25 protein-coding genes and 1 CRISPR repeat array are annotated in these 25,221 nt (G+C 66.2%); of the genes, 4 read left to right on the top strand and 21 right to left on the bottom strand.

Annotation, left to right across the window (positions count from 1 at the left end; all coding sequences use genetic code 11):
• Nucleotides 1-322 precede the first annotated feature (322 nt).
• Both C8N38_RS22180 and C8N38_RS20080 read left to right on the top strand, forming a co-directional pair.
• Entirely contained in the window at nt 323-451 is a 129-nt protein-coding gene (locus C8N38_RS22180; protein ID WP_281258247.1) for a hypothetical protein, read from the top strand.
• Between the two features lie 36 nt (nt 452-487).
• Complete coding sequence (locus tag C8N38_RS20080; protein ID WP_245895827.1) at nt 488-916, top strand: site-specific integrase; 429 nt, start codon at nt 488-490, stop codon at nt 914-916.
• A gap of 292 nt (nt 917-1,208) precedes the next feature.
• Here C8N38_RS20080 and C8N38_RS20085 read toward each other — a convergent pair whose 3' ends face one another.
• Both C8N38_RS20085 and cas13a read right to left on the bottom strand, forming a co-directional pair.
• Nucleotides 1,209-3,317 carry a YggN family protein gene (locus C8N38_RS20085; RefSeq protein ID WP_108028904.1) on the bottom strand — a complete coding sequence of 703 codons (2,109 nt, stop codon included), beginning with the start codon at nt 3,315-3,317 and terminating at the stop codon, nt 1,209-1,211.
• Between the two features lie 497 nt (nt 3,318-3,814).
• Complete coding sequence (cas13a, locus tag C8N38_RS20090) at nt 3,815-8,005, bottom strand: type VI-A CRISPR-associated RNA-guided ribonuclease Cas13a (RefSeq protein WP_108028905.1); 4,191 nt, start codon at nt 8,003-8,005, stop codon at nt 3,815-3,817.
• A gap of 326 nt (nt 8,006-8,331) precedes the next feature.
• Nucleotides 8,332-8,730: a CRISPR direct-repeat array (repeat unit 37 nt; unit sequence GTTCTGCATGACCGCTTTTCTGATAGCGGCCTGAGAC).
• 76 nt (nt 8,731-8,806) lie between these two features.
• On the opposite strand from cas13a, the gene cas1 reads away from it, so the two are divergent.
• Both cas1 and cas2 read left to right on the top strand, forming a co-directional pair.
• Nucleotides 8,807-10,777, top strand: coding sequence for a CRISPR-associated endonuclease Cas1 (gene cas1, locus C8N38_RS20095; RefSeq protein ID WP_108028906.1), 1,971 nt, complete (start codon nt 8,807-8,809; stop codon nt 10,775-10,777).
• Between the two features lie 19 nt (nt 10,778-10,796).
• Nucleotides 10,797-11,072, top strand: coding sequence for a CRISPR-associated endonuclease Cas2 (gene cas2, locus C8N38_RS20100; protein ID WP_108028907.1), 276 nt, complete (start codon nt 10,797-10,799; stop codon nt 11,070-11,072).
• Between the two features lie 78 nt (nt 11,073-11,150).
• On the opposite strand, the gene C8N38_RS20105 is transcribed toward cas2, so the two are convergent.
• From C8N38_RS20105 to C8N38_RS20195, 19 genes are all read right to left on the bottom strand, one after another.
• Nucleotides 11,151-11,510 carry a bacteriophage spanin2 family protein gene (locus tag C8N38_RS20105; RefSeq protein ID WP_108028908.1) on the bottom strand — a complete coding sequence of 120 codons (360 nt, stop codon included), beginning with the start codon at nt 11,508-11,510 and terminating at the stop codon, nt 11,151-11,153.
• The gene (locus tag C8N38_RS20110; protein WP_108028909.1) at nt 11,489-11,956 is read right to left on the bottom strand and encodes a lysozyme; all 468 of its coding nucleotides are present in this window, start codon (nt 11,954-11,956) and stop codon (nt 11,489-11,491) included. The genes C8N38_RS20105 and C8N38_RS20110 overlap by 22 nt, the downstream gene beginning before the upstream one ends.
• Nucleotides 11,953-12,180: a DUF7940 domain-containing protein gene (locus tag C8N38_RS20115; RefSeq protein WP_108028910.1), complete on the bottom strand. Its 228-nt coding sequence runs from the start codon at nt 12,178-12,180 to the stop codon at nt 11,953-11,955. The genes C8N38_RS20110 and C8N38_RS20115 overlap by 4 nt, the downstream gene beginning before the upstream one ends.
• Nucleotides 12,181-12,297: 117 nt before the next feature.
• A complete protein-coding gene (locus tag C8N38_RS20120; protein WP_108028911.1) occupies nt 12,298-12,609 on the bottom strand; it encodes a hypothetical protein in 312 nt (103 codons plus the stop codon).
• 99 nt (nt 12,610-12,708) lie between these two features.
• Nucleotides 12,709-16,716, bottom strand: coding sequence for a phage tail protein (locus C8N38_RS20125; RefSeq protein WP_108028912.1), 4,008 nt, complete (start codon nt 16,714-16,716; stop codon nt 12,709-12,711).
• Nucleotides 16,701-17,120 (bottom strand): DUF6950 family protein, encoded by a 420-nt coding sequence (locus tag C8N38_RS20130; RefSeq protein ID WP_146176331.1) that lies wholly within the window; start codon nt 17,118-17,120, stop codon nt 16,701-16,703. Before C8N38_RS20130 ends, C8N38_RS20125 begins: the two co-directional genes overlap by 16 nt.
• Complete coding sequence (locus C8N38_RS20135) at nt 17,108-17,632, bottom strand: hypothetical protein (RefSeq protein WP_108028914.1); 525 nt, start codon at nt 17,630-17,632, stop codon at nt 17,108-17,110. The genes C8N38_RS20130 and C8N38_RS20135 overlap by 13 nt, the downstream gene beginning before the upstream one ends.
• Entirely contained in the window at nt 17,632-18,228 is a 597-nt protein-coding gene (locus C8N38_RS20140) for a hypothetical protein (RefSeq protein ID WP_108028915.1), read from the bottom strand. The genes C8N38_RS20135 and C8N38_RS20140 overlap by 1 nt, the downstream gene beginning before the upstream one ends.
• Nucleotides 18,228-20,246: a hypothetical protein gene (locus C8N38_RS20145; protein ID WP_108028916.1), complete on the bottom strand. Its 2,019-nt coding sequence runs from the start codon at nt 20,244-20,246 to the stop codon at nt 18,228-18,230. Before C8N38_RS20145 ends, C8N38_RS20140 begins: the two co-directional genes overlap by 1 nt.
• A 15-nt stretch (nt 20,247-20,261) precedes the next feature.
• Nucleotides 20,262-20,480, bottom strand: coding sequence for a hypothetical protein (locus tag C8N38_RS20150; protein WP_108028917.1), 219 nt, complete (start codon nt 20,478-20,480; stop codon nt 20,262-20,264).
• Nucleotides 20,481-20,569: 89 nt separating this feature from the next.
• Nucleotides 20,570-20,920, bottom strand: a complete 351-nt coding sequence (locus C8N38_RS20155) for a GTA-gp10 family protein (RefSeq protein ID WP_158272401.1) — start codon at nt 20,918-20,920, stop codon at nt 20,570-20,572.
• A complete protein-coding gene (locus tag C8N38_RS20160) occupies nt 20,920-21,339 on the bottom strand; it encodes a phage tail tube protein (protein ID WP_108028919.1) in 420 nt (139 codons plus the stop codon). Before C8N38_RS20160 ends, C8N38_RS20155 begins: the two co-directional genes overlap by 1 nt.
• Nucleotides 21,336-21,734, bottom strand: coding sequence for a DUF3168 domain-containing protein (locus C8N38_RS20165; protein WP_108028920.1), 399 nt, complete (start codon nt 21,732-21,734; stop codon nt 21,336-21,338). The genes C8N38_RS20160 and C8N38_RS20165 overlap by 4 nt, the downstream gene beginning before the upstream one ends.
• 4 nt (nt 21,735-21,738) lie before the next feature.
• Nucleotides 21,739-22,197, bottom strand: coding sequence for an HK97-gp10 family putative phage morphogenesis protein (locus tag C8N38_RS20170; protein WP_108028921.1), 459 nt, complete (start codon nt 22,195-22,197; stop codon nt 21,739-21,741).
• Nucleotides 22,194-22,535: a head-tail adaptor protein gene (locus C8N38_RS20175; protein ID WP_108028922.1), complete on the bottom strand. Its 342-nt coding sequence runs from the start codon at nt 22,533-22,535 to the stop codon at nt 22,194-22,196. Before C8N38_RS20175 ends, C8N38_RS20170 begins: the two co-directional genes overlap by 4 nt.
• Nucleotides 22,535-22,828, bottom strand: coding sequence for a head-tail connector protein (locus tag C8N38_RS20180; RefSeq protein WP_108028923.1), 294 nt, complete (start codon nt 22,826-22,828; stop codon nt 22,535-22,537). Before C8N38_RS20180 ends, C8N38_RS20175 begins: the two co-directional genes overlap by 1 nt.
• The gene (locus tag C8N38_RS20185; protein WP_108028924.1) at nt 22,825-23,037 is read right to left on the bottom strand and encodes a hypothetical protein; all 213 of its coding nucleotides are present in this window, start codon (nt 23,035-23,037) and stop codon (nt 22,825-22,827) included. The genes C8N38_RS20180 and C8N38_RS20185 overlap by 4 nt, the downstream gene beginning before the upstream one ends.
• Before the next feature lie 104 nt (nt 23,038-23,141).
• Nucleotides 23,142-24,491, bottom strand: coding sequence for a phage major capsid protein (locus tag C8N38_RS20190; RefSeq protein ID WP_245895826.1), 1,350 nt, complete (start codon nt 24,489-24,491; stop codon nt 23,142-23,144).
• A gap of 12 nt (nt 24,492-24,503) precedes the next feature.
• The coding region (locus C8N38_RS20195; protein WP_108028925.1) for a head maturation protease, ClpP-related at nt 24,504-25,221 on the bottom strand (718 nt) is incomplete at its 5' end.

Genomic DNA, 25,221 nt, shown 5'->3' on the forward strand with positions numbered 1-25,221 from the left:
GAAGTCCAGATCCGGGCGGCGGTCCTCAACCGCTTCACGGCGCTCGGCATCCCGCTCACCGTGGCCATGGGATAAGTGTGTCCGGGGAAAGGGGAACTGCGGTCGTCAGCTGATTTGCGCAACAGCGCCCGAACAGACAGGCCGGGACTGGAAGTCCCTTTCCGCAATTTATCGCAGCGCGATGAAGCGCGAATTCGATGCGATGTCGGAAGCCTATGGAACAGCGCAAATCAGGGCGATCAGACCGAAACACATCGAAGCCGATCTGGCCAAACTGTAAGACGGAAAAGCAAACACGCGATTGAAGGCATGGCGGCGCGTGATGGCCGGGGCCAAGAGGCGCGGCGAAATCGAAGCCGACCCATCCATTCAGGTCAAGCGCCGCACTGTGAAATCCGAGGGCTTTCCCGCCTGGAGCGCAGCCGAAATTGCTGTCTACCGGGAGCGCTGACCAATTGGGACGACCGCCCGCGCAGCCTTTGAGTTGGTGTTCTGGACAGCCGCCAGGACGATTGACGCAGCAGCGCTTGGGCCTCGCAACATCGACCATGATGGCGTTCTGATTTACCGGCAAAGCAAGGTGGGCAAGCCCGCACACGTTCCATGGAATAGCGCCCTTCCGGCGGTCGCACGTGGATGGGCTTTGGAACTGCGGCAAGTGAAAGACGCCCTGCAGGTCACATCTGGCGGGTTCACCTTTCTTGATGCAAACGGCAAGGTCCGGTCCGTGAAGGGGCTTGGCAACCTTATTGCCGAATCAGCTCGGACCGCCGGCATCGGCAAGTCTGCACATGGTCTTCGAAAATCACGACTGACAGCCATCGCTGAAGCGGGCGGCTCCGCGCATGCGATTATGGCATGGGGTGGTCACCAGACCCTTCAGGAAGCCGACGGTACACGCGTGCAGCGCAGCTGAAAAAACTGGTTATGGGCAATGAACATACCGGGAACAGTGTATCACCTACGATTCCTGATACAAAAACCGCGAAAACGTGAGTGATTTCAACGCTGCTTTTATGGAATGGCAGCCCGTAGGGTCGTTCGCTACTTGCGGAAAAACAGTAAGTTAGACTGTATCGCCTCTAGGTAACCGCTCATTTGAGATCAATAAGTTGCATCGCGAAGTGTATCGCGGCGGAACCCAGAGAAAATCGCGGGTGTCGGGCGCAGCTTGGCTTGCTAGAGAACCAAGCTGTTGTCGCTGCCGACTATCGGTTTGACGACGGAGCCGGAGTCCCGCGCAGACCAACGCTGGCCAGAAAAATGAGGGCTACAGCCCCGCAAAAAATCGCCATGAACACAGTCACCTCAAGCCAATCGCCCAGATAGGCGAGCGCATAGTAGACCCAGGAGAAGGTGGAAGCCTCGAGCGCATGCGTAACCCGACCGGCCAATGCATCAGCCGTGACAAGAGCAAGAGCCAGCGCCGCAGCCCACCTCCCGGCGCGAAATGCACGAAGTTCCTCTGCCGCCCTTCCGTTCTGTTGCAGCGCCTCGATTTCATTCGTCAGCTCCCGCAGGCGTGGTCGGATATTCCATCTCAATGAGATGGCGTCGCTGAGAGGTTGCAGACCGGCCAGCTTGGTTTCGAGTGGTTGGTCAAGGCTCCCGCGGATGCGGATCAGTTCGGCGTTCAGACATGTGCAGAACCGTTGATGTGCCAGCCATGTTCGAATGCGCGCACGGCTCTCAAGTTCCTTGGCCTGTTCCTCAGCTCGCTTGGCGACCTCAGCCTGCATATTGTCTAAACGATCCGCCAGATCCGAAAGGGTTCGAACCATTTCGCGGGCGACATCCAATCGAGCGGCGCGTCTCCGTCCCGAGTCGAGCAGAAATACGCCGCCATCTGTCAAGACCGCGATCCCCTGGCCAAAAGATACGAGGTCGACATCCTCAAGATCGGGTGCGTCCTGCATCGCTCGCTCTGGCGACACGCCGTAAGTCCGAGCCCCCATGACGCGCGCAGCAGTCGGAAACAGACCGCAGAGCTTTGCGGGGCTCGCCGGATGCGGCAACGGGTCTTCCCTGGACCAGCAGGCACTCAGGACATGCTTTCCGCCAGTGCGCCTTGATGTTTTCACGTCGGGCAAGCGCTTCAAGGTGCCGTCTTCAAGATCTGTCACCGGAACGAGCGCGAAAGGATCGTAGATCCGAAAAAGTGCCTCGAGAACCGCATCGAGCTTCAGCTGGCTTGGGACCTGCTCTCCGGCGGATGCGCTTCCCGCTATCCGGGACACGGCATGGGGCGAGGCGACCAGGCTGTGCCCCGGGTCAATATACCATGTCTGGTGATACTTCTGCTCGTGTTCGGGCAAACCGACGAGAAGGCGGCTATCCTTGGTTCGCGGCGGCCGCCGGACAGCCTGACGATCCCATTCGGCCGTCTCCATCCGTTCTATCTCTCGCCAGAAGTCAAGCAGATGCACGCCCGCCCGTGTATCGACCGAGACGGTGACCCAGTTTCCCGGCGCGGTCTCCTTGCTTCCCGGGCGAACGATAACCAGCACGGTGAAGCCGCGGCCCAGGGGGGCATGCGTGCGATCATTGCGGGCGAAAACTTTCAGAGACCCGGTGAACTCGCTTTCGCTGGTGACGATGGCATCGACAAGCCGACGCCTCCCGCACTCCTTCATGGGAAGGCTCAACTGGTGAACCTGCTGGGCATAAAGCTTGCGTTCGTACCGCGCCCGCTCTTCCTCCAGAGCAGCCCTGGCCTGGGCCAGGTATGAACCATCGGCAGAGACGGGGATCTCGGCAGGATCCCATCCAGCTCGAAGAGCTTCCACCGCGAACCCCATCGTCATCTGCCAGGCTCGGCAGAACGGACCATGGCGGGCCACCCCGACGCTGCGGTCCCCCAAAACGCTGTGGCTCAGCGCGGCGGCAAGCGCTGGCCAGGATCGTTCCGGCCGGTCGACAACACCGGTTCCTTCCCAGTCCGAAATCGCGGGCAGCCACTGGTCCCGCACGGCATCGGGCAAAGCCACCCCGGACAGCCTTGCCGCGAGAAACAGCACCCCCGTCACGCTGTCGGGGCTGGCATCCTCAACTTTCCACGAGCAACCGCGGACAAGGTCCGCGAGAGAGGCGAAGTGACCCAGTTCCGCGCCATGCAGCGGCAGGTTCTCGTTCAGGACCATCGCGATTACGCTGGACTGACGGACGCCCAGAACATTGCGCTCGGATGCCTTGACAAGCGATATGCCCGCCGCCGCCGACTGTGTGTCGACGATCAGGCCGGGCCGGTCATCCTGAACAAAGGCCGGGGAAAGATCGAGGGCCGGTACCGCGGCGAGGAAGTCCTCGAATGTCAGCATGATATTCCAGTCCCCTTGAAGCGCGCCCTCCGGATGCTGCGAAGACCGGCCTCGGCCGTCAATACCTGACCGCTTCGGAAAGGGCGGCCAATGGCCTCCAGCGCTGGTGATAAGCGCGAAGGCTGTGAGTCGGGTCTCAGGCGGTCGTCAGAAAGACCGTCATGCAGAACAGAGCGCCATGTTCAAAGCAACCATCCTGGGTCTCAGGCGGTCGTCAGAAAGACCGTCATGCAGAACGGCTGTTCTACTAGGCCTTTTCATCAACCAGTCTCAGGCGGTCGTCAGAAAGACCGTCATGCAGAACACGAACCACCCCCTCACGTTTCAACAGGGAGTCTCAGGCGGTCGTCAGAAAGACCGTCATGCAGAACCCTGATCTCCGCAGCCCCTTGCTTTTCAACAAGGAAGGCGGCGGCGATCTGAAGCAAATCCCGTCCTGGCGCATTTTCAGCCTCGGTTCCGGGCTTGACTGGCGCGATCTCCGAAATTTTTCTTTCTCAATCAGAGATTTGCTCCTTTTCTGAGGTAAAAACAAGCCTCGTCTCCTTTTTCAGGGTTTCCGGCGTCTGCGGAAAACGGGCCGTGAACGCATCCGGATAGACCGCTTGTTTGACCGTCTTCCCCGCCAGGACAACCTCGTCCCCGTAGCCGGACCCGCCGAAGTCGAACATGGCCCGCGTCATCGAGACCAGTCGCACCGATGCCCTCGGCAGGGTGAAGCTGACGGGCGCGGACATCATATGCGGCGGGACCATTGTCAGGTGCGTTTCCACATCGGGATAAATCGTCGGCTTCTTCAGCCGGTCGTCCTTCATCTGCCATTCGATGATCAGCCCTTCCTCGCCGAGGATCCGCTTGATCGATTTCGGGACCGCATTCTTGAGTTTCCGGTCGTAGCTCACCAGCGAGCGGACCGCATTGACCACATAGGTCAGATTCAAGCCACGCCTTCCAGGATGATCGAGAATGTTCTGATGCGCCAGATCGTTCCGGATGTCCTGCTTGCGCGTGCCCCGCTTGAAGGTCTTACATGCGTCGTAACCGCCCGGCTTCTCATTCGAACGAAGCATCTGGTCACTTGGACGCTCACCTGCATCTATGAAATGAAGCTGAAACTTCTGGCAATGGACCTCGGACAACAGTTTACACCGGTCTTCGAACTTGGGCGCGTCGAAGCCCGTTTCGGGATCCAGATATGGGATGAAGACGTGATCTGACTCTGTTTCAGCCCTCCTCAAGAGGTCCGGCGCCGTCACGAGGATGCCGATCTGCGGCAAGGCATTTTTTCTGACCCCGGGCCCAAAGGCGGGCTTGAGCCCGGTTCCGCCTGTTTCCTTGTACAGCATGCCGACGAACGCAAACAGGCAGTCACGTTCCCAGATAAGCGCATAGTCAGTCAACCGGGTCAAGACACGCATGACGATCTGATGGAGGCGCACGTGATCGTTGAGGCGCGCCCCGTTCGCCTGGAAGTTATGGATGGCGGCTGCGGTCGCGACCGTCTGGTAATTCCGGCATTTCTCTTCCAGATCCGAAAGGAACTTACTATAGCTTTTGTCCTTGGGCTTCGGGATGTCCTTGATCGACTGCAGGATTTCCCCCCGAAAGCCTTCCCGCTGTTTTACGCAGTTGATCTTGTCCGGATCGCGGCGCTTTTCGTTGTGAAGCCCGGCGAAGCTTTTGACCTCGTCCGCTGTAACCTTGTGCTTTTCGAATATCCCCGTCAGAGGCGGCAGATGGGCGTAGCGGACGAGTTGACGCAACCCACTGCGGGTCCCGGGAAAGGTCGTGTGATAATTGGCGGTACCTTCCTCTTGGTACACTTCCTTGAAGAAGGACGCGTCCTGATAGAACAGTCCCTTTTCTTCCAAAGCTCCTTCGTGTTCCTGCCCGCTGAAGCCCGCGGCCTGAACCTTGGTGTAAAGCGAGAACAGGCGGTCCATGTCGGCAAGGATGCCCTGGGCCCGCTCGTCGCGTTCCTTGCGCTCGCCGCAGGACAGTTCAAGCGTCTCGGACCATTTGCCATCCATTGACGCGGATTTGCGCATCTGGTGGCGCAGGCGTGAGGCCTCTATGGGCGGGACCATGTAGAGCCAGGCATAGAACTGGCTGTGCCAGTCCGCGCGGAATGCCTGTTCTGGAGGCTGGAAGCTCTTCAGGACCTCCCCGAGGTCGCAGCAGTCACGCTTGGTATCGATCTCGCCGATCCAACCGAAATCAGGGTCTTCTGGGCCAGGTTTCCCAAGATACTTGGCGAAGATATGTGCGAAAAGTTCCTGCCGGAACTCCTCGATCCGGTTCGCCCCCTGCCTCTGAACCCTTGCATCAGGGGTGTATTTCAGATCCTGCCCCTGCTCGCGCGTCGACTGCGCGGCCAACGCATCGAGAAGCGCCGAGATGTCGTCGTAGCGATCGAGGCCAAGATCGTCGATCAGCGAGATCGGCGAGCGGTAGTACCGCTTCGTCCGTGCATCGTATTTCGTTTTCCTGGCATCTTTGGAGCGCCCGACCTGTTGGACAGCCCAATGGCAAAGTTCCCTGTTCCCTTCGGCGTCCGACTGAATACCAGACAGCCAGCCGCGAAAGCCGGACTGGTAGAGTTCGAGAAGCAGCCGGTAACGGCATCGAGCCGCATCACTCTCTTTCTGGTCGTCCTTCGGCGGGAGGGACTTCTGAAGCGTGACAAGCCCAGGGGCAAGATCGACGTCATTGTTATCTGCAAGGCGGCGCACCTTGTCCATGACGGCGGCGAACCGGGGGAGGTTCAAGGCTGTGATGTCGTCCGTGCCGGCGAGATGCGCCACCAGATGCTTGAGGTTGTCCATCTCGACGAATTCGTCGGCCTTGGCCTGCTCCAAGGCTGTCCGCACCGCATCCTTCTGGATTGCAAGGTCGAACTCCAGCAGCTCTTTGAACGCATCCAGAGCAGCAGGGGACACCTGTTGGGGTTTGCGGTTGGCGACATTTAGCTTGCTGGGGTCACCCGGTATCGGATGAACGATCCCTCCTTCCAGCAATCTGATAAGGGCCCGGCGCACATTGAAATGGTTCGTCCGGTTGCGGACCGTAGATACGACGCACATCATCGCCCAGAGCAACTCTGCCTGCTGGCTCTTGTGCTTGTTGCCCGTGAATTTGTGCTTGTTGCCCGTGAATATCGACGCGCGCGAAGGGCAGTCGCCGCCTTTGAGGTTCTTGAGGCCGAAGATAATCGGAATGTGCCGCTCGAAATGTCTCTGATCGAACTGTTTGAAAGCGTCGATCATGACTTCCTTTGTGCTGATATCCCGGTTTCTTGGGCTACCCCTATTTGCCATCGGATCTGCAAGCCCTTTCAACGTGCGAAGCGTCAGGCCAACGGCGCTGCGCCACGTTCTGGCGAAGGTCTCTATCTGCTTGATCTCGCTCTGGCCGATGCTGGTTGCCAGAAAGGTCATCCGCTTCTCGAATGCTTCCAATGCCGCAGGGTCATCCTCCCTGAAGTCATGAAGGGCATCGCTGGCATGGACGAAGAGCTTGCCAAGCCGGATGAACTCGCTCATTTCGGCATTCCTCTTCTTGCCCCCCAGGACCAGAAGAAGATGCTGCCGATCCTTGGGAAGCAACGAAAGAAGTTCGCTCTTGTCCGGCACGTCGGCCTGCGCCTTCCGGAGGGCAATGCGGAAACGATCCGACTTGGCGAGGCGCTGGTAATACTGCCGAACGGCATTATGCAGCGCCCAGATCTGGTCCTTGAATGGGTCCTTTCTCTCCAGCGGCAGGCTTTTCTTGAAGCTGCCGAAATGGTCGAAAAGGCGCGAGCCGAACCAGGACGGGTAGATCGGTCCCGCATGGTTCTCCGGCTTTTCGAGTTCCTCGAAGATCGCCTTTGCGATATCCGATCCGCCCTTGCCGTCATCGCCGAAATACCGGGCCTCGGCGCATATCGTCCATGTGGCCTGGGCCTGCAGCTTTCCTGAGGGCGTTCGTGGATCGCTGGCGCTTCTCGAGATGGCTTCGCCCCGCGCGACGATCAGGCCGCGTGCCGTCTCCGGTCCGGGCGTGCCGTTCGGATCGCCCTCGGGCACCGAAACGGAACCTATCCGCCTGGGCCCGCCACCGATGACGATTTCCTGATCAAAGAGATGGGCGATGATCCGGTCGGCGATGGCGCCGTAATCCACCCGCCCGGGGTCCTCCTGCCAGAACCGGCCATGCCACACGCCCTCGAAATCCGTACGCGCGATGACCGGATCCTCGGGGCCATCGGCATCGCGGTATTTCTGGATTGCCTGCCCGTTCCTGTCGTTCAGCGGCCCCGAGGGAACCACCTCATACATGGCATAGGGATGCGATTTGGCATTCCATAGTCGGCGAAGTTCGGAAATCTCTGCCTCATCGATCTTCTCGACTTCCCTGATCCGCGAGATCAGGCGCATCCACAGCGCCTCTGCCAGATACACCCTGTCGCGATAGGCTTCGGGATGCATGGCGCTCAACCGGTTGCGCTTTTTGACCACCTTGTCGAGAATGGCAATCGTCTGCCGCAAGAGCGCCTTCGGGTTTGCAGAAAGGTAGCCGGGAAGTGCCGCCGGGCGGATCTGGTCCCCCTCATGGTCGTGGTGCAGCCCGCGCCCCAGGCGGCGGTCTTTTTCGGGTTCACGGAAATCGGTATAGCTCTCGCTGATCGGGCGAAGATGCTTGGCCATGGATGGGCCTCCCTATATTAGTTTCGTGAAAAATGGACCTGCGGAGATGGCAAGGACGGGCCTGATCTTGGAGGGTGAAAGAAATGACGATGCGATAGAACACCAGATGGGTAAAGAAGCTCAACTGCACCACAATCGGCGCCTGAAACGACGTCACGCATGCGGAATTGCCTTCAGAAAACGAGTAAGCCATTGTTCAAAAGGGAAAATATCGTGATGTGGTCAAGCATTCCGGGTTCCGCAGGCGAAAAATTCGCAGAGTCTTCTGTTTCCTTCGGAACGATGTCATATTATTCATGCCTTGTCAGCCTCCTACAGGAGCCTGGGTTCTGCATGACCGCTTTTCTGATAGCGGCCTGAGACAGCCAGCCGAACGGGTCATGACCGCCTCCTCTTTGTTCTGCATGACCGCTTTTCTGATAGCGGCCTGAGACCTACTTGCACCCTTTCCTTTTCTTTCAGCGGGTGAAGTGTTCTGCATGACCGCTTTTCTGATAGCGGCCTGAGACCTACTTGCACCCTTTCCTTTTCTTTCAGCGGGTGAAGTGTTCTGCATGACCGCTTTTCTGATAGCGGCCTGAGACCTACTTGCACCCTTTCCTTTTCTTTCAGCGGGTGAAGTGTTCTGCATGACCGCTTTTCTGACAGCGGCCTGAGACAGTCATATCCCCCTCCTAAGATGGGTCACGTTCTGCATGACCGCTTTTCTGACAGCGGCCTGAGACAGTCAGCAGCGGGGGAAACCGGTCCCAGGTCAAATCCGCCGGGGGACCGGAGCCGTCAGGACTATGAGGTGAAACGATGCAAAATGCCGCCCCGGACCTATGGGACAGCATCACCGGCTATGATGCCCTCAACGCTGCATGGGCCCGCGTCGATGCCAATGCAGGGTCCGCCGGAGGGGATGGAGTGACGCGGCATGAGTTCCGCTCGGACCTTTTCGCCCGGCTGAACCAGCTGCGCGCCGACCTGTTGAGCGGCGAATATGTCCCGCGCCCTTACCGCAAGGTCAGCGTTCCGAAAAAGAAACCCGGCTACCGCATTCTCGCGATTCCCAGCATCCGGGACCGGGTGGTCCATACCAGCATTGCCACGGCGCTGGTGCCAATCCTCGAGCCGCATTTCGAGGAATGCTCCTTCGCATACCGACCGAACCGCGGCGTGACGAAGGCCGTCGCCCGGATCGAGCAATGGCGAAGTCGGGGCTATGAATTCGTGATCGAGGCTGACATCGTCCGCTATTTCGACAATATCGACCACGACATCCTCATGGGAAAGCTGAAGGAGCTGATTGCCGGTATCCCAGGAGCCGGGCCGGTCCTTTCGTTGACGGAACGGCTGCTGGCGCACCAGGGCAAAGGCCTCGGAACCGAAGGCGTCGGCCTGGTCCAGGGCTCGCCGCTGTCACCGCTGCTGTCCAATCTCTACCTTGATGCTCTGGACGAGGAGATCGAGGAAAGCGGCGTCAAACTGGTGCGTTTTGCCGACGACTTCGTCATCCTCTGCAAGTCGCAACGGCGGGCGGAAAAGGCCCTGGCCCACTGCGTCGAGATCCTGTCGCATCACCGTCTGCGCCTGCACGAGGAAGGCACGCGTATCGTCAATTTCGACAGAGGGTTCAACTTTATCGGCTATCTCTTCCTGAAGAACCTCGCGGTTCAAGAAAAGGCGGAACCCAAGCCAGCGGTGCCGTCAAAGCCGCTGAAATCGGAAGTGACGGACGACGGAGTGATCCTGCTCGAAGAGAAAGGGTCCAGGTTCGACCAGGGAAATCGCGTCCTTTATGTACTCGATCCCGAACACAGTCTCGGTACTCGGAATCGCAGCTTTTCGGTCCGGCGCGAGGACGGCGCCGAACTCATCGCGATCGGGCAACACCGGATTGGCCGGATCGAAGTCGGCCCGGACGTTGGCTTCGATCATGGTGCTGTCCTTCTGGCGATGGACAGCGGAACGCCGCTGGCCGCGGTCGACGGGTATGGCCAGACACGGGGCACCGTCGAACCGCGCCTCAGCCGGAAAGGCGGGCTGCACCTCGCGCAGGCGAAGGCTGTACTGACAGAGGATTTCCGGCTCTGCATCGCCCGCAGTCTTGTCGAGAGCCGGATACGGAACCAACGTACGCAGCTTTCTCGCCTCAACCGGCGACAGGGGCTGGCACCGGTGGAAGAGGCTCTTCAGGCGATGAAGCGCGAACTGGGAAAGCTAGAAACGGCCGGAAGCGTCGAAGCGGCGATGGGCCTCGAGGGGGCATCCTCGGCGCATTACTGGCGTGCGATCAGTCTCCTGGCCGGAGCCGGGGCTCCATTCAAGAGGGAACGTCCTGCCAGAAGCCCACTCAATGCCGCGATCAACTATTTAACCGGCATTCTGGAGCGTGACATACGTGCCGCGGTTCAAGGTTCCGGGCTGCATCCAGGCTTCGCATTTCTTCATGGATCACGTGACAGACATGACGGCCTGGTATTCGACATGATGGAACCGTTCCGGGCTGCAACCACAGAGGGTCTGGCGGTCTTTCTCTTCAATGCGAGGCGTCTTTCGGCCGACATGTTTTGCGAGACTGACGTCGGCAAGATAGACCTGTCGACCGAAGGGCGACAGGCGCTGGTCCAGGGATATGAGGCCGTCGTTGCCAGGCGAGTGAATCGCCCTGATCGAAAGGGCAAAATGGGGTGGAGAGCCCTCATGCTTCTCCAGTGCCGTTTTCTTGTCCGATCAATCCGCAGCGGCACATCTTCGGATTTCGTTCCATACCTCATGGAGGCATAGCATCGTGGTACGGTCAGCAATGCTTCGGATCATCACTTACGACATATCCAGCGACAGGGTGAGGCGCCAAGTCGCGGCATTGCTTGAGGCGGAAGCCACGCGCGTGCAGTATTCGGTCTTCGAAGCAAGGTTATCAGATGCTGCGCTTAGACGCATCGTTTCAAGGATCGATGAGCGGCTCGCCGACAGCGATAGCCTGCGGGTGTATACGGTGGGCACTCGACATGAACGTCGCTGCCAAGTCCTGGGCTCCGGTTTGCCCGTCGATAGAGATGTGGGGTTCTGGCTGTTGTGAAGAAGGATGCGCTGGCGACAAGCGAGCATATGCCTCGAACGATGGCGCATCCACGCTGCTCCATTGGTTTTGCGACGACTACTGAGAGCTTGTATCGACCCGTTTTCCCCTGACCGCCTGGCCGATCCGTCGCGCGATCTCGCCTGGCGAGGGGGCGATCCACCCGATCAGGGCGACCAGCACGATCCAGGCAGGTATCTCGTTGACGATCACCGTTTCCACGCGGTCCGCACGGAGGCGGTTCTCCGATTGCTCCTGTCGGATCTCGCGGGCGCGGGGGCGCACGATGGAAGGCGCGTTCTCGACCTTCAGGCCCTGGACGTTCTCGGCCCCGGCCTGGACGTTGGCCGCGACGTTCGGGCCAAGGGGCACCGGCAGCCCGCCGCAGCCTGCCAGCAGCAGGGCCGCCGCCAGGATCAGTCGAGGCCGGACAGGCATAGCGCGCGTTCCGCGGTGCGGCGGGTGACCAGCCCGGGCACGGTCCGGCCGCCCGCCTTGACCCACATCGTCAGCGCATCGCAGGCGCCGGGCAGATCGCCCGCGAGCGCGCGACGCGACATGCTCGACCGGCAGAAGGCGCCGGAGCCGATATTGTAGGCGGCCGAGACGAAGGCGGCGCGGGTCTCGATGGGCAGCTCGGGCGGCAGACAGGGGCGGATCTCGGCCTCGAACTGCGCGGTGCGGCGGGCGAGCTGGTCCCGGCACTCTTCCGGCGTCGCGGTCTGGCCGCCGCCGACGCCCAGGGTCTCGCCGTAGCAGATCGTCCAGACGCCCACGATATCCTTGTAGGACGCGGTGCGGAGGCCCTCCCAGGGGGCGATCAGCGCGACGGCGGCGGCAATCACCGCGGCGGCGCCACCGGCGGCGGTGCGACGGCGGATCATTCGTCTGCCCCCGCAAGCCCGGTCTGGGCAATGACGCGGGCCAGCAGCGCGGCGGCGGACAGCAGCCCCACGGCGGCGGCGTAGAGATCGGGCGGCAGACCCAGCATGTCGGCGGATAGCAGCGCGGCGGCGGCCTCAAGGCCCGAGAGGATGACCATGGCGGCCAGAATCCACACCGACCACGCACGGCGCAGCACCGCGCGCCAGTTGGGCACGAGTTTCATTTGGATTGCCCTCCTTGGGCTTTGTCAGGGATGGGGAAGTCGGCGCGGCCCCGGATCAGGGCCAGACGATCAGCGCCAGCCAGATGGCGGCGGTGAGGGTGAGATAGAGGGCGGGGCTCATTTGCCGCCCCGCCAGAGGCGCAGCATTTCCGCCAGATGGGCCGGGTCGCGCTTCAGCCAGAGGAGGGCCGCGGCGGCGGTTTCCAGCGCCAGCGGGCCGAGGACGGTCACGCCGACGATGGTCAGGCGCTCGGGCGTGCCCATCCAGAGGGCGATCTCGGGGCCCGCGACATAGCCGATGGCGCCCGAGGCCAGCACGATGCCCATGCGGGCGATCACCGCCATGCCATCGGTGCGGAGCCAGACCAGCACCAGCGCGCCGAGAAGCGCCAGCAGGGTGCGGAGCGCGCTGTCGGTCGCCTCAAGCATGGCGGCGCGCCCGGAGGGTCCGCCCCACCCCGGGGCGGTCGCGGGGGATGTCGGTATCGTCGGCCATGGCCGGTCTCCTTCGGGATGGGTCTCGGGGGATCAGAGCTCGGTCCGCGCGCCCGCGGGAGAGAGGGTCACGGTCAGGACCGCATCGCCCGCGCGGCTCCTCACGACGGCAAACCGCACATGCGTGGCCAGGGCGGGCACCCGGACGGTCTCGGTCGTGAGCGCGGGGAAAAGCTCGGTGCCCGAGCCGCTCGGCAACGTGACCGCCCGCCTGGCATAGGACTGGAACGGACAGAGAAACGCGCCCTCGGTCAGGGGAAAGGTCCCGGCCCCGCCGGTCTCGTTGGCATAATCGCCGGGCAGCGCGATCCATGGCCCCCAGCTCATGCCCTCATCGGACGAGAACGCCATGCGCCAGCCATCCGAGCCCTTCTGCGCCGAATAATACGCGACATGCGCCATCGCAAAATCGCCAATCGCGACGATCCCGGGCTCGGAGGACCCGTCCGAATGGAACTGGTGGCAGGCGGCCCTGGTATTGGTGCTGTCGTATTTGTCCAGAAGCGCGGCGAGGATCTTCCCGGTCAGCATGCCATAGGCCGTGCCGCTGCTGTCGAGCGCCTGCGCCTCGGTCAGTTCCCGCAGCCCGGCCGGAACGAAGCTGTCAGACGCATAGCCGCCAAGCGCGATCCAGCCGCTATTGGCCTCATTGCGCATCCTGAGCGCTTTGGCGGCGGTATCGACCCAGAGCATGCCGGGCCAGGTCTCGGGGGGCGGGGTCGGTCCGGCATTGGTCGAGGCGGCGGCAGCCAGGGCGCCCTGGAAGAAGGCGAAGGCCTGGGCCTTGGTGTGGGTGACGTTCGGAATATAGGTGGCCTGGGTCATGGGCTCCTCGGGGTCTTTTGGGGGGGATTGGGGGCTGGAATCGGCCTCAGGTCGCGCGGAAGGCCGCGACCGAGAGGCGGGTGACGCGCAGCGCATAGGCCGCGCTTTCGACAGACAGCGCCGCGCGGATCTGGAAGAGGCGCCCGTCGAACTCGGCGGCATCGAAGCTTTGCCAGGGGCCCCAGGTCGCGGTTGCGTCGTCACGGACCCGGACCTGGGTGTCGAGATCGCCATAGGCATCGGCCCCGCCCTGCCAGAAGAGCCCGTCGGGCGGGGTCCAGAAGGCGGGCCGAAGATCCGGTCCTGGCGTTCCTCGATCAGGATCCCGACATCGCTGACCAGCCGCACCGGCCCGGCCGTGCCGAGGTTGATGAGCGCCGAGAAATAATAGAGCGCCTCGGTCGCGCCCTCGTCGGTCGACAGGACCCCGCCCGCGGCCGAGCAACCGGCCCTAGTGCCCGCAAAGCCCGGGGCCTCGTCGAGGCGGGCGACCTCTGTCATCGGCACCAGCGAGGCGGCGCGCAGCGCGACCGCGCTGACCGGGCCGGGATTGCCCCTGGCGTCATAGGGCCGCGCGAGATAGCTGCCGGTCTTGAGCGGCAGCGAGGCGTCCGTCGCCCCGCCCGGCACCGCCTTGCCGACGGTGACCGAGCTTTGCCAGGTCGCGCCGGTCAGCGCCGCGGAATGGCGGAACTCGATCCAGCCGCCCTGGCGCACGTCGAGCGACGGGTGCTGGTCCCAGCGCAGCATCGCGACCGCGCCCCCGGCCGACTGCCCGGCCAGGTTGGTGATCGCAACCGGCGGGGCGTTCTCGCCCTGCACCGCGGCCGCGCCCGCATAGACCCAGTCCGACCACATGCCGCGGGTGTTGCGCCCGCGCGCGCCGAAGACATAGGTGCCGGGCGCCATGTCGTCGATCAGGTCCTCGGGCGTGTCCGTGAGGCCGCGCACGGTGGTCTCGGTCTCGGTGATCGGCCGCCAGGAGAACTGCCAGGCGTCAATGAACGGGTTGTCGCTGCTGGCCGCCAGCCGGACCCGGGTCTTGACCCCGCCGCCGCCCCGGGTCTCGTAAAGCTCCTCGGTTATGGTGGGGGCCGAGACCCGGGGCTTGGCCGTGGGCGAGGGCAGCGTGGGCACGCCGCCCGCGGGCCGCGCCTGTTCCTCGCTGGTGCGCCAGTCGAAGATCGCGGGGCCGGTTTCCAGGCAGGTCAGCCGCACCTGGACGCCCTCGGGGCCGACCGTGACCGCGCGGGCCGTGACCTCGAAGGCCTTGGCCTCCCAGCCCCGGCGCGGGATCGTGACGCGGATAGTGTCGCCAAGGCGCACGCCCCAGGCGGCGAGCGAACAGGGCAGGATCACCTGGCGCTGGCGCCGCCCCTTCAGAAGCGCCAGCTTCATCAGCCGCTGGCCGCGCACCGGATCGGTCTCGCCCGGCAGCTCGCCCAGATCCCGCACCAGCCGCTCGCCATTATCGGCCGCGCGATAGGTCTCGGAGGCCAGGACCGGCAGGTCGGTCACCACATGCTCGGCCCCGGCATCGGCGAACTGCGCCTTGACGGTGTTGAACTGCTCCTCGAAGGGTCGCCGCGCCGTGACCCTGATCCCGCCCGTCAGCATGTCCTCGGTCACGGTGAAGGCCGGGTCTTCCCAGGCGGCCCCGCCCACGGCGAGCTTGCCGCGGTCGTAGGACCACCAGCCGCCCCAGGCGCTTGAGAGCGCATCGAGGTTCTCGCGCGGGCTGGCCTCGGTATCGAGCACGCCGTTGAAGGCATAGCGCGGCTGGCTGCCGCCCGTGGCCAGCGGCACCGGTTCCTCGGCGGCATTGGCCAGCGCCACGATAGCGGCCTCGTCCAGATCGGCCTCGGTCCAGCCGATGCCGCCAAAAAGCTCGGGCGTCAGGGCGTAATCGCGGAGGCACAGCGCCGGGTTCGTCGAATAGCGCCGCCCGCGGAACCACAGCGCGACCGCGCCCGCCGCCCTGTCGATCTCGACATAGATCGTGCCGCGCCGCCCGGCGAGATCCGCGACCGGCAGCGTGGCCCGGGCCAGGTCCTCGCCCGCGACCTCGCCCGATCCGGCGCGAAAGACGAGATCGCCGCCGGTCACGCCCAGATAGGCGCCATAGCCCGAACCGCCCTGTTCCCAGATCACGCCCTCGGGGTCGGCCGGAAAGGCGACATCGAAGGCAGCAAACAGATCCGCGTCGAGCGCCATCCTTGTGTAATCGAGCGTGTCGCCGTCCTGCGCGGTCAGATCCGGGCTCAGCCCGGCCTCGGGGGTGAGCCCGCCGGGATAGCGGCGCCCGAAGTGGAACCGCGCGGCGATGGGGCCGCCGGTCCAGGCGGCGTCGGATTCGCCCTGCGGATAGCTCGCCCCCGAGGTCCGGCCGATGGCCCCGCCGTCATAGCCAGCCCAGAGCGAAGTCGGGCGGACGGCCCTGGCCGAGGCGAGCGGGGTCGAGGTCCACTCGCGCGGGTCGTAAACGCGCTTGCCGCGGGCCCGGACGCGGATCTGCGGCGCGCCGGTCGGGAAGAGGTCGCGGTCGTAATTGGCCGAGAAGTAGACCCAGGCGATGCCGCGGCCGCGGTGATCGGCCGTCCATTCCGAGGCCGCCGCGGCATACAGCGGATCGGCCGCCTGGTCCTCGGCCCCGTCATGCACCTTGAGGTGGATGCGGCCCTTGTAGTCGCTGTCGATCTGGCCCCAGAGATAGGGATCGCCCGTGCCTGCCGCCGCGTCCTTCAGGTATTGCGCCTCGGTCCAGACCTTGGTCTCGCCCAGCCAGATCTCGACCGCGCCGTCGATCTGGTGACAGGCGAGCGGCATGGCCGAATGATAGCGCAGATGCGGCTTGCCATCGAAGCTGGTCGTCGAGCGGGCGATGATGGTGCCGCCCAGGGTCCGTTCGCCATAGAGGATGAGGCCCGCGGTCACCGGCTGGATCCGGTTCAGCGTGATCTCGTCGCGGGTCTTGACCTTGGGCTTCTTCGCCAGGGCCATCTGCACGCCCGACAGCACGAAGGCCATGGCGGCCTGGCCCATGATGGCGGTCGCGGTCAGCCCCGCGGCCCAGCCCCCGGCGGCCGCCGCCAAAGCTGCCCCGACCGGCGGCATCGCGGCGGCGGGCGCGGCGGTGACGATCAGCGCCACGGTCAGGACCGCGAGGGGCGCGCCGATCCGCGCCGCCCCCGCGAGACAAATCACCCGATGCGCCATGCCACCTCCGCGTCGAGGACCGGGCGGCGCACGGGGCCGCGCTCGGCCAGATGCACGGCATGCCGGCCGGTGACCACGCCCATGGCGCCGGGCATGACGCCCTCGGCCGCCGTCATCACCCAATCGCCCCGCCGGGCCCGGGCGACCGCCACGCGCGGCAGATGTGCGTCGACCAGATCCTCGAGCGAGGCAAAGCCGAGGCCCACCAGCCCCTTCGCGGCCTGCATCTCGCTTTCGTAGTCGGGCAGATCCGGGATCGGATCGGTGCCGGTCATCGCCCGCGCCGTCGCCCGGCAAAAGCCCAGGCAATCGGCCGACCCCCAGGCGAAGGCCCGCCCCTCCCAGGCGCGGATCTCGGCCGCCAACCGCAATTCCCAGCCCTCGCGCCGCATTATCTCCCCCATGTGTCCTCCCGGTTCTGGATGGCCTGGACGAGGTCGAAGAACCGGTCGCCCGGAAAGCGGCGCTGCTGATCCTCGGGCAGGTAGTAGAAGGGTCGCTTGCGGCCCAGATCCATGGCGCGTTCCTCGCAGGCGAGCGTCGCGGTCGCGGCCTCTGGCCCGTCATCGCTGTCGAGCGTGTCCGCGAGCCCGTCCCAAAGCACATCGGCCGCCTCGATCTGGCCCTCGGGGCCAAAAAGCGCGAGGCGCAGCGTCACCCGGCGGCGCTGGAACTCCTCCAGCTCGGCCAGCGCCACCACCTCGGGATCGAGCCCCGACAGCGTCAGCGTCAGCCCCGGCATCTCGCCGCCCGAGGTCTCCTGCGCCTCGCCGATCCGGAGCATCTGCCCGGCCGCCCCCAGATAGGTGACGCCCTCCCACTCGACCGAACCATGGCCCGTGAACATCGCCAGATCCCCGCTGTCGAACCGGCACTGCACCAGCAGGCCGAGGATCCGGTCGCCGCTGGTATCCATCAGAGCGCCTCGACCAGTTGCAATGTGCGGGTCCGGAGGCGGGCCTGGCTGACGGCGAGCGCGGTCTCGGGCCCGGCCAGCGCCCAGCTGCCGTAAGGCGCGCGCAGCGCCACCGGATCGCCCGCCGCGACGGGGGCGCGCAGGCGGGGCCAGAGGGTGAGGGTCTGCCGGAAGGCGGCCGTGGGGGCCTCGGCCCCGGTCACGATATGCAGATGGCCGTCGAGGGTGAGATAGTCGCCCGCTACTATAGTGTCGGCCGCCGTGGCCAGTTGCAGCACCAGCGTCTGCGCCCGGGCCGAGGCCGCCACCGCCACCACCGGATCGGCGGTGATCGTTCCCTGGGGCCCCTCATAGTCCATCGCTTCCATGTCGAGCTCGAAGCGGCCTGCCGGGCCGTTCAGCCCCGCGAGCCAGGCCGAGATCGCCGCACTCTCGCGGGCATCGAAGGCCGCCAGCGTCAGCTCGGCCGCCCAGGTCCCGCCCATGAAGTCATAGGCGGTCTGCGCAAAGCTGTAGGGCGATTGCGTCCGGATTGAGGAGGTCACCTGGCGCAGCGTGAAGCCCGCGATGCGGACGGCCTCGGGCGGGAAGGCCATCAGACGCCCTCCCGGCGCTGGCGGGCATAGACCCGCCGCGCCTCGTCGCGCGTGACCTGCCGCACCGCTTCGGCAATCTCTTCGGGGCTCGCCGAACTGCCCGCGACCGACACATGCACATCGCCCATGCGCACCCCGCCGCCGCCGCCGAGGCTGCCCAGCCGGTCGTTCGGGATCACCTGCGCGCCGCGCGGCAGGTTCACGAGTTCCGGCCCGGCCTCGCCGACCCAGGCCAGTCCCCCTGGGGCGCTGTCGGTGCCGCGGGCAAAGCCCGGCGCGCCAGCGATCAGGCTGGCAATCGACGTGACCGTGCCGGTCCCGCCGGACCCGCCCGCGCCGCCGAACATCCCCGAGATCAGCCCGTCGAAGAGCGAGCCCATCGCATCCGAGATCGGCGACAGCGCCCGGTCCAGCAAATCGTCGAGCATCCGGTCGGCGAGCTTGGCCACCGCGTCGCCCGCATCCCCCGAGCCCGAGACCAGGTCCTTGAAGAAGCCCTTGAAGCTGTCGCTGGCCGTCCGCGCCGCCTCGCCGGTTGCGTCTGTCGCGGCCCGGATCCCGCCAAGCGCGCCAGCGCCATCCTCGGCCCCGTCGCCCGCACCGAGCCCGCCGAGGCTGCCCGGATCGTTCGCGGCCAGGGTCTCGCGCAGCGCCTTCAGCGTCTCGAGCGGCCGGGTCATGTTGGCGAACAGCCCCTCGACCTGGGTGCCGTAATTGGTGGCATAGGTGCTGGCGAGCCGGGCTTCCTCGCGGAGCGCCCGCATGCTGTCGCCGGTGCCCGCGACCGAGGCCGCCAGCGTGCGGAAGGAGGATCCGAAGCCCGGGATCATCGCGCCCAGCGTCGCGACATTGCCGATGAAGCCCGACCAGCTTTGCTGCATGTCGGCCATGGCCTCGAGGAAGTCCGCGCGGATCGCCCAGCCCATCTGCCGGACCGCAAGCTCGACCAGATGCGGCCCGTCGGCGATCCGGTCCCAGACCTCGGCCGCCACCGCCTTGAGCGCGGCCAGCGCCGCACCGAAGCCCCCCGTCGCCGTCACCAGCCGCCCGAGGCGGAAGACCAGCTCGCCCGCCGCAATGACCGCGATGCCGATGCCCGACCGGATCAGCGCCCCCCGCAGCGTGACCAGCGACCCCGCCAGGGTCAGCGTCGCGATCCGCGCCGCGGCCAGCGCGCCGACATAGCGGATCCCGAAGGCCGCGACGGCGGTGCCGATCCAGGTCGAGATCCGCGCGAGGTTGCCGGTCAGCCCGTCGATCACCGCCCGCAGCGCCCCGCCCTCGCGCAGCGCCTCGGTCATCGCCTGCGCCGCGCGCCCGAGGTTCGGGACCAGCTGCAGCGCCAGTTGCTGGCCCGCATAGCGCGCGATCAGCCCCAGCCGGGCGATCCGGTCGTTCGCGGCCTCGATCTTTCCGGCCTCGACCGCGTCGAGCGCCAGGCCATAGTCCTCGACATCGGCGCGCGCCGCGCGGATCGCATCGCCCCCCTGGATCATCAAAAGCGCCATCTCGCGGTTCCGGACGCCCAGATCGCGCAGCACCGCCGTCGCCTCGCCCGCAGAAAGCCCCAGCCCCTTCACCGCATCGGCGATGGTCGCGACCTTGGCATCGGCATCGAGCCCCTCGAGATCCGACGCCGCCAGCCCCAGCCGCGTCAGCGCCCGGTCGGCATTGCCACTGAGGCCGATATTGGCGATCTCGCGGCCGATGTTCTGGATGTCGTTCGTCACCGCCGAAAGCGGCACGCCCGCCTCGCCCGCGGCCAGTTCCAGCGCGCGGAAGGCGCCGATGGAGGCATCGAGGCGGCGCGCGGCCTTGGCCGCCCGGTCGATCTCGCCCGCGCCCTTCAGCGCCGCCGCCGACAGCGCCGCGCCCATGGCCGAGGCGGCCGCGGCCACCGCGCGGAACTGGCTCTTCATCGCGCGGAGCGGATCCTTCACCCGCTTCGCGCCGCTTTCGAACTTCGCGCTGTCGAGCCCGAGATTGACCCGGAGCGCGCCGATCACCGATTGGGACACTCTCTATATACTCCCTCAGCCGCGCGGCCCGGGCCCCCGGGCCCAGGCGGTCGCGACGGTGTCGAACATGGCCTGCATCTCGGCTGCGGGCTGGGGCGCCCCGGGCCCGGTCCGGCCGCCGAGGAAGGACCGGAAGGATGGCAGGGACCGGCAGCGGTGCAGCGCCTCGACATGCCAGGCAAGCCAGGCGCGGGCCTCGTGCTCGGCCCGGAGCCGGGCGCGCGCGCCGCGCATCGCGGCCCCGTATTCCCTCAGGCTCAGGTCCCAGAAGCTGGCCGGGTCGAACCCGGCCGCGACATGGGCCTCGAAGAGGCTGTCCAGCGTTACCCGGCGGCGGGGACCGGGACCGGCTTTCCCGGCCCGTCGTCCCGGTCGTCTTGCGCGATCTCGGGCGAGGCGGCGCGGAAGAGCCGGAGCAGGAGCCCCGGATCCTCGCTCAGCAGATCGCCCGCCAGCTGGCGGTCGGCCTCGGGATGGTGGCGCGCGAGCGTGCAGCGGATCATCTCGATCATGTCGCCGACCGAGGCCTGGCCGCCCTCGGCCGCCTCGGCCCAGGCCAGCGCGTTCTCGCCGGTCGCGTCCTCGAAGTCGGCCAGCGCCAGCATGTCCATCCGCAGCGTGTAGCGGCGGCCCTCGCACAGCGCGTCGATCTCGCCCTTGAAGCGGTTCGCCATCATTCCGCCTCCAGCAGCGTGGCCCGGCCGGCCGGGCGGATGGTGACCGAGGCGGTCATCTTGCCGTTCGAGAACTCGCCCGGTTCATAAGCGGTGATGAAGCCCGGAAACTGCATCCGCACCCCGTTCGGCGCGGTGATCTGCCAGTCCTGCAGCCCGGCCTCGAAGGCCGCGATCAGCCGGTCGGTGACGCTGGGGATCCAGTTCAGATCGGCCTCGCAGGGGGTCTGTTCCTTCAGTCCCGGGATGAACTGCTTGTAAAGGTCGGGGCTTTGCAGATGGGTGCCCTCTTCCTCGTCCCGGGTCCAGCCGATGGGCTTGATCCGGGTGACCATGGCCAGATCCTCGTACCCGCCCCCGTCGGTGGCCAGCCCCAGCCGGGCGCCATGGCCGATATCGGCCTCGGTGATGTCGCTCATCTCTCTCTCCATGTTGCGGTGAAGTCCATCGAGACCCGGTAAAGCCAGGTCTTGTCGTCGGGATCGGGCGCCCGGTCGCGGCGCTGGCTGTCGAGCCAGAGGCTGCGGATCGTGGCCCCGGACAGGCCGTTGAGGCAGGCGATGGTGGCGCGCGCCAGCGCCCCGGCCTCGGCAAAATCCCGGGCCCAGGCATCGATCTGGACCCGGCCGGTCCAGAGCCCGTCCGGCCCGGTCAGCGTCCGGCCGGGCGCGCCGGTAATCAGGTGCAGCACCAGCGCCGGGCGCGGCGCGCCCTGGGGATGGGCGCCCCAGTTGACCCGGTCGCCCGCCAGCGCCGCCACGCCCGGATCGGCGCGGAGCCGCGCGCGCAGAAGCCGGTCCATGCTCTCGGCCATGGCCTCAGCCCTTCGCCGCCCGGGCGGCCCGGGCCTCGGCGCGGAGGACGGATTTGTCGATCTCGGCCTTCAGCTCGGTGCGCAGCCGGTCGAGCAGCGCGTCCTTCTCGGCCTCCCAGGCGGGGCGCGCCCAGGGCTGGGGCGGGTTCGACACGGTGCCGAACTCCTGCAGATGGGCCTGGGGCAGCGGGCCCGCGCCCACGAACATCTCGACCGAGGCTTTGTCGTCCCGCACGGTCTTGCGATGGGCCTTGCGCTGGCGGGGCGAGAGTCTGGTCGAGACCGCGATGCTGGCCTCGAGCGCGTGCTCGTCGGCCGGGGCATTGGCCCGCATGCGTTCGGCCAGGGGTTCGGCGGCGCTGCGCAGCGCCCGGCGCAGCGCGCCTTTCCCGGCGGCCCGGCTCAGCCGGTCGAGCTCGGCCTCGAGCTCGGCGAAGCCCTCGAGCTTCATCGTCACGCTCATCGATCGGTCCTCGCGCTGCAGGTCAGTTCCAGGAAGCGCGGATCGGCGGCCAGTTCGCGGATCCCGGAGATCGCGAAGCTCAGGCCGTCGCAGCTGAGCCGGTCCTTCGGCGTCAGATCGGCGGTGAAGGCGGTGCGCCTCAGCACGAAGCGGGTGGTGACGCTGGCGCCGATCTCGGCCGCGCGCCAGCGTTCGCCGTCGCTGAGATCGGTGCGCGTCGCGCGCTGGGGCGGGCCATGGGCGGCCCAGCGTTCGACCATGGCGAGCCCGTCATCGACGAGGATTGCGCGGTCGAACCGGACAATGCGGGTCAGCTCGCCCGCGCGGGGGGCGGCCATCAGCCGAGATCCCGATAGGCGGCCAGCAGGTCGCGCACGCCCAAGGGCACCTCGGCGCCCGCGCCCTCGGCCACCGCCTCGCGGTTGCGATACCAATGCGCGACCAGCAGCTTCGCGGCCAGCTGGCAGGGCCCGGGCCAGCCCCCGGGAAAGGCCGCGTCGAGATCGCGACGGGTGTAATCGGCCACAAAACGCTCGGCCACCGCGCCCAGACCCGCCAGCAGCAGGTCGTCATCCTCGAAGCCCTCGGCCTGGCAGTGACGCTTGAGCTCCTCGAGCGGGATCCGGGTCATGCCGCCGGGTCCGGGTCGGGCGCCGCCTTCGGCATGGCCTTCTTCGCGGCTGCCGGGGCCTCGTCCGGTATCTCGGTGGCGACATTGCGGGCGCGCAGATCTTCGGCGATGGCGCGTTCGGCGGGTTTGGTCATGTCGAACTCATAGGGAATGCCGCGTTGCAGAAGCCCGATCTCGGTCTTCTGGGTGCGGGTCAGGGTCAGGCGCATGGGCGCTCTCCGGTCTGGACAGATGCTGGGACAAGGGGCGGGCCCGCCCGGACATCGGCCGGACGGACCCGCAGGGGGGAACGGTGTGGGGAACGGTCGGGGGATCAGGCGAAGACGAAGTCGCCGGTCACCAGGGCGGCGGGGCGCTTGTTGGCCAGCGCCAGGCGCTTCGAGCCCTTCATGGTCTTCATCCCGTCGGTGAAGTTGGTGCCGTGTTCGGAGGAGATCAGCACCTCGTGCTCCTGGCGGTCGTAAAGGGTCGCGGCCATCTGGAAGTTGCCGCACATCCATTCGCCCGCGGAATGCGAGAGCGTCGGGATCACGTCGAGTCCCCAGAGCCGGGGCGTGGCCTGTTCGTTCGGATTGCCGAAGATGTAGCGGCCCTGGGCGTCCTTCAGGAGTTCGATGGCGGCCCAGTCGATGGGATGCAGCGTGATGCCGTTGGCGGCGAAGTTCGCGAGCGCCACCTGGAGAAGCCCCAGACGCAGCCGGTCGATCCGGGTCTCGTCCGGCAGCCCCGCGGGCGCGGCGAAGGCGGTCGCGACGGTGATCAGCCCGGTCAGGTTCTGCCCCGCGCCGTCGCCCGCGAGGATCTGCGCCTCTTCCTCGAGATCGAGCCCATAGCGCAGCTCGCCATCGATCTCGGCCTGCAGCTGGCCCGCATCGGCCAGCGCCTCGTCCGAGATATGGGTGACATGGGTGATCTTCCTGACCGGCGCATCGGCCTGGCTCCAGCCATAGCTGGAAACCGGCGCGGCGGCCCCCTCGGCGGTCATGGCGGCGCCATTCTCGCGTTTGGTCTGGCGGGCATAGCGGACCATGTTCGAATCGGTCGTGGCCTGCATCAGCAGCGCCCGCACCGGCAGACGCTGGCGCGGCAGGCCGATGGGGCTGCGCTCTTCGGTCGGCCAGATCAGCCCGCCCGCCGATCCGGTCGCGGTGGTGATCGCATTCTTCGGGCGCAGCACCACGCTGCCCTGCAGCCCGCCCGCCACATAGGCCTTGAGGCTGTCATCGCCCGCCACCTCCTGGCCCACGGTCATCGCCGCGCTGGCCCGGCCGCGCCCGCCTTCGGCCACGGCCTGTTCGAGATCGAGATTGCGGGTCTCCAGCGCCTCGAGCTTGCCCTCGAGCTTTTGCTGGGCGCCCGAGAGCGCGTGGAACTCGGCCAGAAGCTTGTCGGCCGAGGCCTTCACCTCGGCGCTGACATCGCCGCTGGCGCGCGCCTGGCGCAGCGCATCCTCGGCGGTGCGGCGCACATCGTCGCCGATCCGGCCGAGCTCGGCCTTCACATCGGCCAGCAGCCGGTCGACCGAGCCCGCGGCCTCCATGCGCGGGGTGCCGATCACGGCCTTGGGCACGGTCAGGGATGCGGCGGGCCCCTTGGGCGTAGTCCCCTTGGGCAGGACTTGAGAGAGGGCGGCCTGCGCGGCGCCCGGCTTCATGATCTTCATGGGTTTGGTCCTTCAGAGAGTTTTGGCTTGGGCCAGAAGTTCTTCCAGCCCCCGGGTCAGGTCGGCAGCGCCAGGCGTGCCGGTCGGGGCAGCGCCGGGCATGCCCCCCTTGAGATCGCGCTTGAGGGCGCGCGATGCGGCGTTGGGAAGACCGGCACGGGCGCAGAGCAGATCGAGCTTGCGCTCTGCCCGCATCGTGGCGGTTTCCTTGTCATTCCCTGCCAGATCCACGGCATCGGCGGGCAGGAAGCTGTCGGCAAAGCCCTGATCGAGCGCGGCCTGACCGCCGATCCAGGTCTCGCGGTCGAGCATGGCGGCGATCCCGCCGCGCTCGATCCCGGTCCGGGCGGCGTAGATGTCGACGGCCGTCGCGTCAAAAGGCGCAAGCCATTCGCAGACCTCGGCCAGCGCATGGCGGTCGCCCGCGGCCATGATCCAGGTATTGTGGATCATCAGAAAGCCCGCCCGCGCGATCCGCACCTCGTCGCCCGCCATGGCAATGACCGAGGCCGCCGAGGCGGCGATGCCGAGGATGTTGACGGTCACGGTCGCGGCATGCTCGCGCAGCAGGGTGTAGATCGCGAGGCCTTCGAAGAAGTCGCCGCCGGGGCTGTTGATGTTGACGGTGACGGGCCGCGCGCCGATCCGGCGCAGCGCGGCCTCGATCCGCCGCGCGGTCACGCCCTCGCCCCAGGGGTCGGCCCCGATGGGATCGAGAACCGAGATCGAG

This window comes from Rhodovulum kholense (genome assembly GCF_003053725.1).
GTDB classification, from domain to species: domain Bacteria; phylum Pseudomonadota; class Alphaproteobacteria; order Rhodobacterales; family Rhodobacteraceae; genus Rhodovulum; species Rhodovulum kholense.

Bases quoted from the DNA above. Each gene is read 5' to 3' on its own strand.
- C8N38_RS20125 (WP_108028912.1), bottom strand. From the start codon at position 16,716: ATGGCGCATCGGGTGATTTGTCTCGCGGGGGCGGCGCGGATCGGCGCG.
- C8N38_RS22180 (WP_281258247.1), top strand. From the start codon at position 323: ATGGCCGGGGCCAAGAGGCGCGGCGAAATCGAAGCCGACCCATCCATT.
- C8N38_RS20170 (WP_108028921.1), bottom strand. From the start codon at position 22,197: ATGAGCGTGACGATGAAGCTCGAGGGCTTCGCCGAGCTCGAGGCCGAG.
- C8N38_RS20140 (WP_108028915.1), bottom strand. From the start codon at position 18,228: ATGGCCTTCCCGCCCGAGGCCGTCCGCATCGCGGGCTTCACGCTGCGC.
- C8N38_RS20190 (WP_245895826.1), bottom strand. From the start codon at position 24,491: ATGAAGATCATGAAGCCGGGCGCCGCGCAGGCCGCCCTCTCTCAAGTC.
- cas1 (WP_108028906.1), top strand. From the start codon at position 8,807: ATGCAAAATGCCGCCCCGGACCTATGGGACAGCATCACCGGCTATGAT.
- C8N38_RS20085 (WP_108028904.1), bottom strand. From the start codon at position 3,317: ATGCTGACATTCGAGGACTTCCTCGCCGCGGTACCGGCCCTCGATCTT.
- C8N38_RS20150 (WP_108028917.1), bottom strand. From the start codon at position 20,480: ATGCGCGGCGCGCGCGCCCGGCTCCGGGCCGAGCACGAGGCCCGCGCC.
- cas13a (WP_108028905.1), bottom strand. From the start codon at position 8,005: ATGGCCAAGCATCTTCGCCCGATCAGCGAGAGCTATACCGATTTCCGT.
- C8N38_RS20110 (WP_108028909.1), bottom strand. From the start codon at position 11,956: ATGATCCGCCGTCGCACCGCCGCCGGTGGCGCCGCCGCGGTGATTGCC.
- C8N38_RS20130 (WP_146176331.1), bottom strand. From the start codon at position 17,120: ATGGGGGAGATAATGCGGCGCGAGGGCTGGGAATTGCGGTTGGCGGCC.
- C8N38_RS20120 (WP_108028911.1), bottom strand. From the start codon at position 12,609: ATGCTTGAGGCGACCGACAGCGCGCTCCGCACCCTGCTGGCGCTTCTC.
- C8N38_RS20160 (WP_108028919.1), bottom strand. From the start codon at position 21,339: ATGAGCGACATCACCGAGGCCGATATCGGCCATGGCGCCCGGCTGGGG.
- C8N38_RS20180 (WP_108028923.1), bottom strand. From the start codon at position 22,828: ATGACCCGGATCCCGCTCGAGGAGCTCAAGCGTCACTGCCAGGCCGAG.
- cas2 (WP_108028907.1), top strand. From the start codon at position 10,797: ATGCTTCGGATCATCACTTACGACATATCCAGCGACAGGGTGAGGCGC.
- C8N38_RS20155 (WP_158272401.1), bottom strand. From the start codon at position 20,920: ATGGCGAACCGCTTCAAGGGCGAGATCGACGCGCTGTGCGAGGGCCGC.
- C8N38_RS20135 (WP_108028914.1), bottom strand. From the start codon at position 17,632: ATGGATACCAGCGGCGACCGGATCCTCGGCCTGCTGGTGCAGTGCCGG.
- C8N38_RS20105 (WP_108028908.1), bottom strand. From the start codon at position 11,510: ATGCCTGTCCGGCCTCGACTGATCCTGGCGGCGGCCCTGCTGCTGGCA.
- C8N38_RS20165 (WP_108028920.1), bottom strand. From the start codon at position 21,734: ATGGCCGAGAGCATGGACCGGCTTCTGCGCGCGCGGCTCCGCGCCGAT.
- C8N38_RS20115 (WP_108028910.1), bottom strand. From the start codon at position 12,180: ATGAAACTCGTGCCCAACTGGCGCGCGGTGCTGCGCCGTGCGTGGTCG.
- C8N38_RS20175 (WP_108028922.1), bottom strand. From the start codon at position 22,535: ATGGCCGCCCCCCGCGCGGGCGAGCTGACCCGCATTGTCCGGTTCGAC.
- C8N38_RS20185 (WP_108028924.1), bottom strand. From the start codon at position 23,037: ATGCGCCTGACCCTGACCCGCACCCAGAAGACCGAGATCGGGCTTCTG.